A 14,605-nucleotide genomic window follows, 5' to 3' on the forward strand; every position below is an offset into this window, starting at 1 on the left:
GTCAGCGGTCTACCCAGTCCGGCGCCCACACGTCGTGCGGGGTTCGCGGGCCTGCGGTGCGCAGATGGTCGCGTAGCGCGGTCAGCACGGGGTGCTGGTCTCCGCTGCGGAACAGCAGCACGTGCGGGTAGACCGGGGTCGGGTCGTGCAACGGGATGCGCCGTAGGTCGTGGGTCTGGGGCCACAGGTACCGGTCCCCGCTGCCGACGAGGGTGGCCAGCGAGGCCGAGTCGGCCAGCGCGTCCATCAGGGCCTCGTCACCGAAGTTGGGGCCGAGTGCGTCGATGCTCAGGCCGAAGGCCTCGGACAGCGCCTGGTAGAACGCCGCCCACTCCGTGCCCGGCCTGATCCCGGGGATCCAGATGCGGTGGCCGGCCAGGTCCGCAGGACTGACCCAGGGCGCGTCAGCCAGCGGGTGGCCGGGTCCGACCAGGAGCTCCAGGGGTGCGTCAAGGAGTCGTTCGGCGCTGATCCCGGCCGGGACCTGGTCTGCCGGCAGGGCACGGAAGGACGCGTCGACGGTCCCTTCGAGCACCGCCTGGGCGGCCTGGGCGGCGTTCTCCTTGCTCAGCGTGACCGCGTCCAGGTCCGTCTCGGGGTGGGAGCGGTAGAACCGGTAGACGGCCTGGGCCGGGGAGATGCGCCGATTGAGGACATCGACGCGCAAGGGACGGTTGCCGGGGCGCACGGCCTGCTCGGCCTGCTCGATGGCCGCCAGGACCTTCTTGACGTGCGGCAGGAAGACCTGCCCGTCCAGGCTCAGCCGGGAGCCTCGGGAGGTCCGCACCAGGAGCGTGACCTCGATGTGCCTCTCCAGGGCCGCGATCCGCTTGGAGACCGCCTGCTGGCTGATCCCCAGTTCGTCGGCCGCGGCCTGGAACTGGCCGGTCTCGGCGACGGCCACGAACGTCCGCAGCGCTTCAACATCCACGCTTCCACTCTACTTCCACAACCATAGGTTGTGTCTGGTGTGGTGCAGGGTTGTTTGATCGGGTGTTCTGCGCGGTGGTGGGATCAGCCCATGTCTACCCGCACAGAGCAGGTCATGTATGTGCAGACGCCTGAGTTCGCGCTTCATGCGGAGCGGATCGTGGAGGTGACCGATGCGACGTCTCGACTGAACGTGCTTCCGTTCAGCGACAGCGAAGGTCGCGCGGAACTACTTTCTGTTGTGTTCGGTGGCCCGCTGCCGGAGTCGGTGATGATCTACCCGCCGTTCTTTACCGAGTACGGGCTGAACACGACGTTCGGGGAGAACGTCTTCGTCAACCAGGGATGCACCTTCATGGACAAGGGAGGCATCCGTATCGGCAACGGCGTCATGATCGCCCCGAAGGTCAGCCTCATCACCGGAGGCCATCCACTGCCCCTGGCCGAGCGCCGCGAGTACCTCTCCTTCGCGCCGATCGTCATCGAGGACGACGTCTGGATCGGGACGGCTGCCGTGATCACGCAGGGGGTGACCATCGGTGCCGGTGCGGTGGTCGCCGCCGGTGCGGTGGTCACTCGTGATGTTCCTGCCGGCACCGTGGTCGCGGGAGTGCCCGCCCAGGTGATCAAGGCGATCGACTGAGCCCGGCCGGGCTGCCGGCCCGGGTGCGCAGCACCTCTGCGGCCTGATCCTGATGCCTCGTCACGCCCGGCTGACCGACCGGCAGTGGGACCGCATCCGACCTCTGCTGCCCTCCCTCCAGTACCGGTCGTCGTGGCAGGCCGTGGGCCGATCACCGCCGCATTGTGGAGGCGTCGTCTACCGGTACCGCACCGGTATTCCTTGGCGAGACCTCCCAGCCAGGTTCGGATCCTGGAAGACCGTATGGGCCCGCCACCGCCGCTGGGCCGCCGACGGGACCTGGGACCGCGTGCTCGGCGTCCTGCTCGCCCGCGCGGACGACGATGGGCTGATCGACTGGCGGGTGGCGGTGGACTCCACCATCACCCGGGCCCACCAGCACGCCACCAACACCCGCCGCGCCGAGAAGTGCCGGGCCGCAGCCCGAGGGCAGGGCCTCGACACCCAACGAGAGCCCGCCGGGCACACGATCGGCCGTTCCCGCGGCGGGCTGACCACGAAGATCCACCACGCCGTGGACGGTCAGGGCCGACCGCTGGCGGTCGTCGTGACGCCCGGGCAGGCGCACGACGGCCAGTCCCTGCCGTTGCTGCTGGGCGACCTGCGAGTCCCCAGGACCGGAGCAGGCCGCCCGCGCACGACCCCGACCATGCTGCTCGGGGACAAGAGGCGGGCGTCCGTCGAAGTTCGATCTGATGGCCTACAAGAACCGCAACGTGGTCGAGCGGTCCTTCGCCCTGCTCAAGCAGTGGCGGGGCCTGGCCACGAGGTTCGACAAGCTCGCGATCGTCTACCGCTCGGCCGCGGTCCTCGCCGCAGTGTTGGTCTGGGCTCGCATTTAACGGACACGCCTTAGCGCATCTGCTGCCGCAGCGGGTCCTCCGGCATCGTCCGCAGCAGCTCGATCGTCTGCGGGTTCAGCTTCGCCGCGATCGGGCGCACTGGCTCCGGAACGAGATGCAGCATGGACGGATCTCCCATCAGGCGCCCGAGCCGCACTGCCTCAGCGTGCCGGACCTCGATCGGCACATGCGCCAGATTCATTTCCAAATACTCATGCACCAGAATCGCTTCGGCCCTGACATCGAAAGACTTCACACGATTGAATTCCGTCCAGTTCTCCACGTTCTCGTATATGGCCGCATCAAGATTCATTCCTTGGCCCACCACGTTCGTCCCCAATGTCTTGCCTTGAGGATCGAACCCCCGGCCCCTGAGGTCGGGGGCACCACCCAAGTTTCCGGAAGAGCCCTGACCGGGCCTCCCGATGTGCCCCTCTTCTCCTCCGGGAATGCCGATGCGTCGGGCCACCAACTCGCTCCGGTTAGCTGCGTGGACCTGCTCCATCGGTGTCATGGGCTGTGTGCGGAACTGTGTCCCGCCGCTCATCGCCCCCGGGGTCGTGGACGGCTTGACCGGCCCTTTCGTCGCCCCTGCGAACGCGGTGACGATATTGGCCCACTCTTTGACGAAGTGTCTCGCACCGGCCGCCCCGTGTCGCACCGCACCGGCGGTGTCGCCGGCCTCGACGGCCATGATTGTCTTGTCCAGATCCTCGGCCGGCTTGGCGAAAGGCAGCGTCTTGACCGCTGCCTCCGCGGCACCGAGACCACCGCGCCCCTCAGCGAGAGCGACAGCCGCCGCCCCCTGAGGAGTCGAAGCGACCTGGGACTTGAGCTTGCTCTCCGCCGCTTCTCGCGCCGTAGCGACAGGGTCTTGGGAGGTCATAACAGATATTCCGGTCTGCACTCCCTGGACAAACTGCCCGATGGGCGTAGCAGCGACGAGGTCGCGGGCTGTCTCCTTCACATTGTCCACAACGGCTTGGACATACCCTCGGCCAAGGCCCCCCAGCGTCTTCCGGTCGGCCCATTCCGGCCACGCGCCGGTGGGATCAAAAATATCGATCGGATCACTTCTCGCGTATTCGTAGAGGTTTGGGCCCGTGGCCGTGCCGGCCGGATCACACCTGATCCAGCGCCCCAGCCAGGGCGCGTAGTGCCGCACCCCGTGATAGTAGAGCCCGCTTTCCTCGTCCCGTTCCTTCCCGATGTACCGGTAGCGTTTCGCCGCCTCCGTCGTGCCACGTGTCGCCTGGTACGTGGTGCTGCCGTAGGGCGCGTACTCCTCGTAGGAGATGATCTGGGCCTGGTCGTCGAGCTCCAGCGTCGTGGAGCCGAGGTGGTCGCCGAACTGGTAGCGGATCCGCTGCCGGGGTACCCCGGGCTCATTGCCCTGGGTGCGTGTTTCCACCATGGCGACGCGTTGTCGGCTGTCCATGAGGTGCAAGGTCTCGCGTACCAGCGCGTGTACACCATGGGCGCGATAGATCTCGACGGCTTCCAGGTATATCCGTTCGTCTTTGACCTCGCCGTTGGATCGCTCGGTCACCTTGCGCACGCGTTGCCCGCCGGAGTCGTAGACGTACCACGTGCGTTCGCCGTGGCGTCGTACGCCTTCGGTGTCATCGGGGTTCACGGCCTGCCGCTGGGTCATCCGCAACCGGTCGTCCTCGTCCCACCGCATGGTGTGCAACTGCGGCATGCGCAGCATGTTGCCGTGCGGGTCGTAGCCGTCCCCGGCGGTGCTGTACGTCTCGGTCACCCCGGCGATCGTCGTGCTGGTCAGCCGGTTGCTCACCCGCCCGGGCTCGAGTCGGCTGATCTCGGCGTAGATGTAGCCGCGGGTCCATCCGGGGTGTGCCGGGTCCAGGCCCCGGTGACGCATCTCCAGCAGATTGCCCACGGCGTCGTAGGCGTACCGCTCCGTGTACCGGCCCAGGGCGTTGCCGTCGCCGGGATGCGGTACGGGGATGCGGGCGGCGTCGTTGTACGAGTGCGAGGCCGGGGCGTTGGGCACCCCACCGGTCAGGCCCAGGTGTTCCCGCCCGGTCGCCTCGATGAGCCGGGAGGCGGCGTCGTAGGTGTACTCCGCGCTGGGTTCCACACGCCGGTTTCTGAAGTAGACGGTCTGTTGCGCGGTGTCGCGGATGTGGGTGACGTTTCCGGCCGGGTCGAAGGTGTAGTGCAGGTTCTGTACCTGGCAGCCGGGCCACTGCGACGGGGCCACATCAGGGCAGTCGCCCGGGAAGGCGGCCGGGTCGCGGCGGGTGACCAGATGGGTCAGCCGGAAGGTGAACGGGTCGTAGCGGTAGCGCGTGGCGGCGCCGTTGCCGTAGTCGATGGCGGTGCGCCGGCCGTTGGCGTCGTAGTCGATGTCCGTCACCGCGGGCAGGGTCGCGGTCGCCGGATCGAGCAGGCCGGCCGGTTCGGCGTTGCGGTCCAGCCACGCGTGCAGCCGCTCGAGCAGGTTCGCCTCGTTGTAGACCGGCTGGATGACGTTGATCGCGGTTCCGGTCCGGTCACTGTGCGGGGCCACCAGCTGGACCGGGCGGTTGAGGGCGTCGTAGCCGGTCCGGCTGGTGTAGGCCTCGGACTCCAGCGGCGGGGTGGCGGACCAGTCCAGGGTGGACTTGTAGTCCCGGGCGAGTCTACGCCGGCCGCGCAGCAGGTTTCCCTTGAAGTCGTAGTCCTCGGTGGTCACGACGCCGGCCTGGTCGTGACGCTCGACCAGGCGCCCGCGCAGGTTGCGCGGCTCCGGGTCCGTGCGGCTCTCGCCGTAGGTGCTGCGTTCGACGAGCAGCTCGGCCCCCTGACCTTCCCGAAGATAGGTGTGGGTCGGCCGCTGGAGTGCGTCGTAGCCGGTGCGGAACCGGTGGCCACGGCTGTCCCAGGCGTAGCGTGGCTTGCCCGCCACGTCGTGCAGCGTCCAGCGTTCACCGGCCTCCATGCTCGTGTGGTGGACGGGGTTGCCCAGCATGTCGTGGTCGTACCGGATGATGACGCGGCCCAGCGCGTCGGACACCTCGCGCTGGTTGTCCTCGATGTCGAGCACGACACTGGTGCGTTGGACCTCCTCGACCGGGGGGTCGGTGGCGGGTGTGTCGCTGTAGCGCGTCCGGTTGTGCACCACCGTGGCGATGGTGCGGCCGAGTGAGTCGGTGTGCGCGAGCGTCGGCGTCGCGGCGTGCACCTTGGTCTGCCGCGCGGCCAGGGTCTCGTGGGCGCGGTCCACGGAGTCGGGGTAGCGCGCCGCGAATGCCGCCGCGTGGGCCGGGTCGGTGCGCAGCGCGTGCCAGCCGGGCAGGTACTCGGCGTCGGGGAGGCGGCGGAAGTGGTCGCCCACGTCGGTGTCGTCCGCGGGGTCGGCCACCAGCAGGGTGTCGGTGACGTTCCAGGTCTCCTGCCGCCAGGCGTCGAAGACGACCTTCTCCCAGCTGTGGTCGGGGCGGAGGGTCGCCACGACGCGGCCGACGGGATCGTGGAAGAGCACCGCGCTGACCCCGATGCGCACATCGGGCTCGAAGCGGTGGGTGTCGGTGAAGAACGGCTCGTACCGGCGGAAGGGCTTGCCTTTGTTGTTGTAGACCGTCCAGCCGCTGCCTACCCAGCGCGGGTAGATGTCGTGCGCGGTTGGCAGCGGCAGGCCATCGGGACCGGTGATGATCGAGCCGTCGGGGGCGCGTTGCGGTCCCGGGCCGGGCTCGGCCGGGATCTTCTGCTGGATCTCCCGGCCGAAGCCGTCGATATAGGAGACACTGACCTGGATCCGGGTGCCGCCGGGCGCGGCCGGTCCGCGGGTGTGGTTCTCCCGGGCGAGCGTGGCGATGGGGGTCGGCGGCTTGCGCGCCTGATCGGGCTCGCGCCAGTGGGCCGTCAGGTCCTGGACCACACGGCTGGTGGCGGCGTCGAGCAGGGTGGCCGCCAGCGGTCCGCGGGGGTTGGTGAGGAACGCGTCGGTCTCCGCTTGGGTCAGGTCGGCGCGGAACGCGGCGGTCAGCTCGTCACCCTGAGCCGGGGAGTCTTCCGGCTTGCCCATCAGCGCGGTGCCGGCGACCGTGCCGAGGGCGTCGAAGGCGACGGCGGACCGGTTGCGGTTGGCGTCCATCACCAGCGCCGGCTGCAGCACCCGGTAGTCCTGCGTCAGCCGTACCGGTGGCCGCGTCGGGTCGCGGTGGCGCTCCCCCACGGTGACCCGGTTGCCCAGGGCGTCGCGGGTCTCCTGCAACAACAGGTCGTAGGTGTCGTAGGTGAGTATTCCCTCGGTGCTCGTGTCCTCGGTGTGGAACGGGTCGCGGTGGCGGTGTGGCAGGAAGAAATGCCGGCGGGCATGCGTCAGCTCCTGGGCCGGCGAGTGCTCCGGGTCCGGTGAGTAGAACACCCGGCCCAGCGGGGCCCACCAGTGGGCGTCGCGCTCGGTGTGCACATAGCGGCCGTCGGTTTCCAGCATGGTGTCGGTGACCCGCTCGCCATACACCTGGCCGACGAGGCCGGGGGTGAACGCGAGCTTGTGGCTCTGGAAGGGCAGCGCCAGCGGCTGCAGTTCCCCGAGCCGCGCCGGACCGGTGAGGTCGTCGCGGCGATAGTACGTCCGCAGGTGCTCGATGAGGCGTTTCTGCAGGATCCCGGTGGTGGGAGGAACCTCGTAGTCGAGCGGATTCGCGGACCGCACCGCGGTACGGATCTCCTCGAAGGTGAAGCGGCCGCGTCCGGTGGGCAGGCTCATCCCGGTCAGCTCGTAGGTACGTGCCTCGCAGGGCAGCGGCGCCCGGTGGTCGGTGGCCGAGTCGACGGCGTTGGTGACGTCGTTCTCCGTGTACCTGATCAGGATCCGCGCCTGGCGTGCCTGGTCGGCCGGCGGGAGTGACGTGTCCGGCCGGCGCCGCCCGTAACCGATGCCGGCGGAGCGGCGCACGTTACCGAAGTCGTCCACGGCCAGGGTGATCTCATGCGCGGTGCGCGGGTCTCCGGGGTTCCGCTCGTACTGGTAGGTGATCGCCTCGCGGGCGTGGACGAGGAAAACGCCGTGGCGCTGACCGGCGCGCGGCTGCAGCCGGCGGACGGTGAAGTTCTGCTCGGAGACGGTGTAGGGGTGGCCGCGCGGGTAGTCCTCGTCACCTGGCCCGTCGAGTGCGTAGACCTCCTGGCGCAGGACCGAGCCGCGCAGCGCACGGCACGCCTCGCGCTCCTCCTCGGCGGTGAGGCCGTCCGGCAGCACGGTGTCGGGCAGCAGAAGGGCCCGCGCCTGCTCATCAGTCAGGCCGGGCTCGCGGTAGTACTCACCGGTGCCGGCGGTGTCGCGCAGTCCCGCGAAGAAGTCGGAGATGTGCGCGCGGCCCAGGTGCACGCCGGTGTGGAACCAGGTCCTGGTCAGCGTCGGGGGCACGTGCGAGGTGGCGTCGGTGTTGTCGCCGACCGGGAGCGGGTCGGTGGGGGACGGCGCGGCGAGGTGCTCGGTGTCCCGCTGTTCCACCATCCCGAAGCCGCCGAACTCGCGTTCCTCACCGTCGTAATGGCCGTGGTGGTAGGCGTACCGGGTCACGAACCGCTGGTGACTGACGTGGTCGTAGGTGTCGACCCGCTCCACGACGTGCACCGGGAACGGCAGGCGGCTCACCCAGGGTCGGCCGGCCTCCCGGTCCGCCAGGTAGAACGTCGTCGAGGGCGTGTAATGGACCCTGGTCTCCGCACCGAGGTTGTTGACCGCTCTGGTCAGCAGGTGTGGTTTGGTGCCGCCCATCAGGTCGACGTAGCGCATCGGCCGGGGAGCGTCGGCCGGCAGCGGGGACGACCAGACCAGACAGGCGGTGCCGTTGCCCAGCAGGTCGGCCGTTGTGACCGACAGACCTTGCGCGGCGGCCGGGAACCCGGGCAGCCGGCGCGGGTCGCTGATCCGGTTGCCCGCCTGGTTGAAGTACAGGCGGGCCCCGTCGTGGTGCAGGTAGACGATGTCGGTGGTGCCGGATCCGTCGATGTCGGTCAGGAGGACGCGGCGCTGGTCGAAGGCGTCGGGCGTGTCGAACCAGGGCGCGTTGTCCATGGTGACCTTGGCGCCGAACCGGCCGTAGCCCAGACTCGGCCAGTAGCAGACGTCGCCGTTGCGGACGCGGACCAGGTCGGCCAGGCCGTCGCCGCACATGTCGGCCAGGTGGACGGACTGGGTACCGTCGGCGAAGACCAGACGCGGGCCCCGCTCCTCGTCGGACGGCTGCGTCACCCGCGCGGCCGGGCCGAAGCCCTCCTCGGCCAGTGCGGGGTGCCAGAGGACGGCTTCGCCCTCGGTGATGACCACGTCGGCGTGACCGTCTCCGCTGAGGTCCGCCCACCGCAGGTTCGGGTCGTCGAGGTCGCGGTTGAGACACGAGGTGAACGGGCGGAACGGCAGCCAGCCCTCCTCGTTGTCGTGCTCGAACAGGCCGGACAGGGAACCGTCCGAGATCACCAGGTCCGGGTGGCCGTCACCGGCGAGGTCGACCCACCGGGCCCGGCCGTCCGCGAGGTGCAGGTTCGGCTGGGCCGTGACCTGTTCGGCCGGGCCGAACCGGGCGACGACGTGGCCGGTGGCCGTCTCGGCACCGTGTCCGGTGGCGTGACCGGCATCGGTGACGGTGCCGCGGCCGGTGCCGTCTCCGCCGCGGTGCTCGGCGCCCTCTCCACCGCGGTGCCCGGAGCCGCTGACAGGGAGCGGGCTGCTGCTGCGGTGATAGCGCCATCCTCCCCCGTGTTCGGTGAGTATCCCGGGAAGGCCCTCGCCGTGCAGGTCGACCCACTGGTACACACGGTCGGAGCCGACCGGCAGGGTCTCCGGGCGCTCGGCCCGGACGTCGCGCACCTCGTCATGAACGACCGCCCTGCTGTATTCGAGCTCCAGTGGCGGCAGCGACCGCTCGAGGTAGGTGGCGTGCACGGCGCCACCGCGCTCCACGACGGCCCGGGTGTCGTCCCGCACGTAGCCCGACTGCGTGACGCGGCGGAGGAACGACGCGATCCGGGTGCTCCCCTGGTGGGCCAGCTCCTCATCCACCGTGACCGGGCCGCCGTAGTCGAGATCCGCGTAGTCGAACTCGGTCGCCCGCACCAGCCCCTCATAGCCTGACCCCTCGGCTGCCACGTCGGGTATGTGGTGGAACATCAGCACCCGGTGGCACCGCCGGTGGCTGCGGACCTCGAAGCCGGCCCGGTGCGAGGAGAACGGATCGGGACGACAGGCCCACGGCCGTGCCGGCGACACCGAGACCCGGGCGAACCGGTGCTGCTCGGCAGGCGGCCGGGAAGGGTCGGGATCGAGCTTCTCGTAGTGGCCCTCGTCGTAGTCGAAGACCACCTCGAACAGCCAGGACGCCTGACTAAGGTCCGGCTGGACGAGCCGGGAAACGCGGTTGCCGTACCTGATGCGCTTGGGGTAGCGATTCGCGGTGTGCAGCCGGTTGTGTTCGCCAGCCAGTGTGCCGTCGACGTTGGCGGCGTTCTCTCCCGCGTACTCATAGACGATCGCGTTGCCCTTGTCGTCGAAGCTCTCGCAGACGAGCCAGCCGAAGACCCGGGGAGAACCGCTCGATGTGTGCTGCCCCGGATCGGCGATGCGGGAGCGGCTGTCCCTGCCGTACAGCGTTGTCACGTTGTCGGCCGAAACGGAACGCCAGTGAATGTCCCCGGTGTCGCTCCTGGTCCAGCGTTCGATCCTCGCGAACAGCCCCTCGGTCCGCGGCCGGTACCGGTGGATGACGTATCCGGGTGCGGTGGTGTCGTCGGAGAATCGGGTGCCGTCCGGCCCCAGCACCGGCACCAGATCCTCGGCCCCGGACAGCACGTAGACGTCCGACTCCTCAGCGTCGCGGTACCGTGGCACACCTTTGTCGGTCTTCCGCATGATCGAAGGCAGCGCCAGGTGCCAGCCGAAGCCGAACGGCCCGTTCCCCGTCTCTGAGTCGTAGGAGAGCACCAGTTGCGGGCCGAAACCCGAGCGACCGGGGCTGGTGGCGATGGGTATGGTCATCGACCCGGTACCGCTGACCGGGTTCGCGGTGAACTTCTCGCTCAGACCGCGGACCGCACCGCCTCCCTTGGGCAGGGAGATGGCGGCCGGTTGCCCTGCTTCCCGGTTCTCATCCGCGCGCCTCGCTGCGGGTTCAGCCACCACGGCCGCCCGCCGCGCTGCCAGGCCCGTCTGAGAGCACTCGCTCACACCGCAAAGGACTCCTCCGAGTCTGTGTGAGGATACAAACCATGTCCGTGGGGGCTTTCCGGAAAGTTCCGGAACGCCTCCACCTCGTCCCGCCGTGCTCCGGGTGGGTGCCCTTCCACCCTACGCGCCATACCCACCACCGGCCTCCGCAGGAACGTGCCGCTGCGTGGTACCCACCGACCATGTCCTGCACTGGTCACCACTGGGCGCCGCCGCAGACAGCACCAGGCCCGCACCTGTGGTGCCGCTCCGCGTGGACACCGGACCACCATCCACCGGCCGCGGACTCCCGGAACCGCTCACCCCCTGGTCCGCAGCCCGCCGAGAGACTTCCCGGGGGCCTCCCGGCGGGCATCGCTCAGGAGAGGCACTCTTGAGGAGAGAGCATGCAGAACTCTTGAGGAGGGAACATGCACAAACGATCAAGACGTCTACTGCTCACGGAAACGGCCGCGGCGCTGGCAGCCGCGTCCGGGCCGGCCGATCAGGCCGAGGCCGCCACCGGCATCCACGTCAGCAACGGACGTGTCGTAGAGGCCAACGGCAACGACTTCGTGATGCGCGGCGTCAATCATCCCCACGCTTGGTACACCGACCGGACTGGCTCCCTCGCCCACATCAAGGGGAAGGAGGCCAACACCGTCCGCGTGGTGCTCGCCAGCGGCCAGCAGTGGACGATGACCAGCGCCGCCGAGGTCTCTACGATCGTCAGCCTGTGCAAGCGGAACCGACTGATCTGCGTGCTGGAGGTGCACGACACCACCGGATACGGCGAGGTGAGCGGCGCCGCCACACTCTCCCAGGCCGCCGATTACTGGATCAAGGTCAAAAGCGCACTGCAGGGCCAGAAAGACTACGTCGTCATCAACCTCGGCAACGAGCCGCATGGCAACACCGGTTACGAGCGCTGGGCCTCCGACACCAGCGCCGCCGTCCGGAAGCTGCGAGGCGCCGGCTTCGACCACGCCATCATCGTCGATGCCCCCAACTGGGGCCAGGACTGGTCGGGCACCATGCGCAACGACGCCCGCACGGTCTTCGACGCCGACCCCGACCGGAACACGATCTTCTCGATCCACATGTACGGGGTCTACGACACCGCCGCCAAGGTGCGCGACTACCTCAACTTCTTCGTCAGCGCCGGATTGCCGATCGCGATAGGTGAGTTCGGCCACTACCACACCGACGGCAACCCCGACGAGGACGCGATCATGGCTACCGCCGAGCGACTCGGCCTGGGTTACCTGGGCTGGTCATGGAGCGGCAACAGCGGCGTCGGCTATTTGGACATGGTCAACAACTTCAACACCAACTCCCTGACCAGTTGGGGCCGACGCATTTTCAACGGCTCCGACGGCATCGTCGCGACCGCGAAGGAGGCCACGATCTACACCAGCGGAGGTGTCACCGGCGGGAGTGGCCCCAAAGGCTACTTCTAGGCGCTTTCGTTTGGATCATCGGGCGGACCAGAGGATTCCCAATGGAGTTGTCAAGCCTTCTTGGTGACTCGCTGTGAGCGTGTTAGCCCAGTGCGAGGGGGTTCGGCGGTGGGGTGACTTCAAAGGTGCGCCCGTCGCGTACGAGGGCCCACAGAACGTTCAGTCGGCGTCGCGCGAGAGCGATGACGGCCTGCTTGTGGTTCTTGCCCTCAGCCCTCTTGCGTTCGTAGAACGCCTTCGGCATGGGGCACGATCGAGCGGCCACCATCGATGACATGTAGAAGACTCGCAGCAGGCGTCGGCAGTAGCGACGAGGTCTGCGCATGTTGCCGCTGATCCTCCCGGAGTCTCTTGGGACTGGCGCCAGGCCGGCGACACCGGCGAGGCGGTCCGGGCTGCCGAAGACGCTCATGTCGCCGCCGGTGTGGGCGATGAACTCGGCGCCCAGAACGGGGCCGAGACCGGGCATGCTCAGGATGACTTCGGCGTGCGGGTGGTCGCGAAACCGGTCTTCGATCAGGGTGTCAGTCTCTTCGATCTCCTCGTCGAGGGCGATCACCTCCCTCGCCAGCCTGGCCACCACGGCGGCAGCCAGCTTCTCGCCGGCGACCGCGGTGTGCTGTGCCTCCGCGGCCGCGATGGCGGTGACCGCGACGAGCTGGGCACTGCGGACCTTGCGGTTCCGCAACCACGTTGCGAGCCGGTTCTTGCCGACGCGACGAAGTGCGGCTGCTGCAGGGAAGCCGCCGTCCCCGTGGTCACCAGAGGCCGCCTGCTTCGCAGACACGGCGGGGCGACCTCGCAGGGCCTGGACATCGATCGCCCACGCGATCGGCAGCGGCAGCTCGTCGAACTCGCGGTCGGTGAACACGGCGGCGTGGAAGATCTGCTGGGTGGCGGCGAGGTAGTTCCCTGGGTGAGTTCAGTGTGGCTGATCAACGTGTCCGGGTTCTTGAGCGGGTGGCTGGACATGTAGCGGTGGACTGTTCCCGTAGGACACGGTGGCGTCGTGGTCATCCAGCAGCTTCTCCGAGACCTCTCTCACGGTGGGGAGTTGGTCGGCGTGGGTAGCGGCGTACTCGTCGAGGATGACGTCGATGGTCGGGCCGACACGTTCCTTGGCAGGGCCCACGATGGGGGGCCGCTTCTTGCGGGGCAGGCGGCGTTGGCGACTTCAGAGCCTGCCGGACCGTTGCGTGGCCGACGTGGTGACGCTTCGCCAGATGAGAGACCGGCGATTCGGACCTCACTTACGACCAGGCGCTGCGCGAACTCGCCCTGCCGGGCAGCGAGGTCCTGCACCGCGTGCGAGGCCCAGCACCTCGTCCTCCGCTGACCCGGAGTGTGGGTTGGCCAGCCCGGCTAGCGGTGCTCGCGCTCCCTGTTCGTACCTTGCTGGTGGCGGCACACGGACCGCCATGGCGCCATGACGAGGGCAGTTCGAGCCGTTTCCGGGTGACCGGACATGACCGGTGGTCCGCTTCCTCCGCACACCGGGCGGAGACACCATGCAGGGGTGACTCATGTGTCGGACATGCCCGCAGGAGCACTGATATCCGTTTCGAGCAGCGAGCTGCCGGTCGGTGACCGCTTCGAGTGGTACACCCACTTGGTGCGGGAGAACATCGCACCCTTCTCGCTCTCGAGCGCGCTCGCCCATGACTTCCATGGGCGAGTGCTCGCCATCGATCTGAGCGGGGTGCAGATCGCGAACTTCTCGTTCTCGTCGGTGCAGGCCGTGCGCACCTCCAGGCATATACGGCGCGAAGACCCCGAGACGTATCAACTGGCACTGGTCCGCGGCAGCCCGATGTGGGTGAACCAGCGCCGTAACCAGGCCACGGTCGGCGGTGGTGATCTGGTCTTCTTCGACTCCTCCCATCCGCTGGAGGCGTCTGTTCCCCATGAGTACGGGCTCGGCCTGGTGACCATGCTGCGGATGCCGAAGAGCGCGTTCCCGTTGGCGCCCGGGAAGGCCGACCGCCTCCTGTCTCAGCGGTTGTCGCCGCACGGAGTGACCGGCGCGCTCCTGTGCCAGTACCTGACCACGGTGTGCGACCGGGCCGCTGACCTGAGCGCTGTCGAGCGATACCGTCTCGGGACGATCGCTGTCGACCTGGCCGCCGCGTTCCTCTCCGACCACCTGGACGCCCAGTACCTGCTTCCGGTCGACACACGTCAGCAGACTCTGCTCGCCAGGATCAACGCCTTCATCGACCGCCACCTGGGCAACCCCGACCTGACTCCGGCGTACATCGCCGCCCGCCATCACATCTCACTCCGCTCCTTGCATCTGCTGTTCGGTCAGCAACCGCAGACCGTCTCGGTCACGATCCGTCGGCGGCGTCTGGAGCGCTGCCGCACCGACCTCGCGGACCCGCGACTACGCGGACAGCCGATCAGCACGGTCGCGGCTCGATGGGGGTTCCTGGTACCGGCTGAGTTCAGCCGGGCATTCCGGGCGGCGTACGGCCTGACGCCCACGGAATTCCGTTACCAGGCCGCACGCGAGCAAAGTCTGCGCTGAGCCACAAGTGACCTTGCACTGGTCCACAAGCTGCCCTCAGCA

The 14,605-nt window shown here is 68.6% G+C and carries 6 protein-coding genes and 2 pseudogenes; 4 read left to right on the plus strand and 4 right to left on the minus strand.

What is annotated here, in order from left to right; translation table 11 throughout:
* Position 1 precedes the first annotated feature (1 nt).
* Positions 2-931 carry a LysR family transcriptional regulator gene (locus JK363_RS17025; protein ID WP_201875761.1) on the minus strand — a complete coding sequence of 310 codons (930 nt, stop codon included), beginning with the start codon at positions 929-931 and terminating at the stop codon, positions 2-4.
* Positions 932-1,045: 114 nt separating this feature from the next.
* Here JK363_RS17025 and JK363_RS17030 point away from each other — a divergent pair, with 114 nt between their 5' ends.
* Complete coding sequence (locus JK363_RS17030) at positions 1,046-1,573, plus strand: DapH/DapD/GlmU-related protein (protein WP_201875762.1); 528 nt, start codon at positions 1,046-1,048, stop codon at positions 1,571-1,573.
* A 52-nt stretch (positions 1,574-1,625) separates the two neighbouring features.
* A pseudogene (locus JK363_RS17035) lies at positions 1,626-2,415 on the plus strand (IS5 family transposase).
* A 10-nt stretch (positions 2,416-2,425) separates the two neighbouring features.
* Here JK363_RS17035 and JK363_RS17040 read toward each other — a convergent pair.
* Entirely contained in the window at positions 2,426-10,597 is an 8,172-nt protein-coding gene (locus tag JK363_RS17040) for a SpvB/TcaC N-terminal domain-containing protein (RefSeq protein WP_201875763.1), read from the minus strand.
* Between the two features lie 410 nt (positions 10,598-11,007).
* Here JK363_RS17040 and JK363_RS17045 point away from each other — a divergent pair, with 410 nt between their 5' ends.
* A complete protein-coding gene (locus JK363_RS17045) occupies positions 11,008-12,036 on the plus strand; it encodes a glycoside hydrolase family 5 protein (RefSeq protein WP_201875764.1) in 1,029 nt (342 codons plus the stop codon).
* Positions 12,037-12,118: 82 nt separating this feature from the next.
* Here JK363_RS17045 and JK363_RS17050 read toward each other — a convergent pair.
* Positions 12,119-12,781, minus strand: a pseudogene (locus tag JK363_RS17050) (transposase); the annotation flags it as partial.
* Positions 12,782-12,958: 177 nt separating this feature from the next.
* On the minus strand, positions 12,959-13,168 hold the full coding sequence (locus JK363_RS17055; RefSeq protein ID WP_201875766.1) for a hypothetical protein: 210 nt from the start codon (positions 13,166-13,168) through the stop codon (positions 12,959-12,961).
* A 402-nt stretch (positions 13,169-13,570) separates the two neighbouring features.
* On the opposite strand from JK363_RS17055, the gene JK363_RS17060 reads away from it, so the two are divergent.
* Positions 13,571-14,563 carry a helix-turn-helix domain-containing protein gene (locus JK363_RS17060; RefSeq protein WP_201875767.1) on the plus strand — a complete coding sequence of 331 codons (993 nt, stop codon included), beginning with the start codon at positions 13,571-13,573 and terminating at the stop codon, positions 14,561-14,563.
* The last annotated feature ends 42 nt before the right edge of the window (positions 14,564-14,605 follow it).

It is taken from the genome of Streptomyces coffeae, assembly GCF_016741875.1.
In the GTDB taxonomy this organism is placed as follows: domain Bacteria; phylum Actinomycetota; class Actinomycetes; order Streptomycetales; family Streptomycetaceae; genus Streptomyces; species Streptomyces coffeae.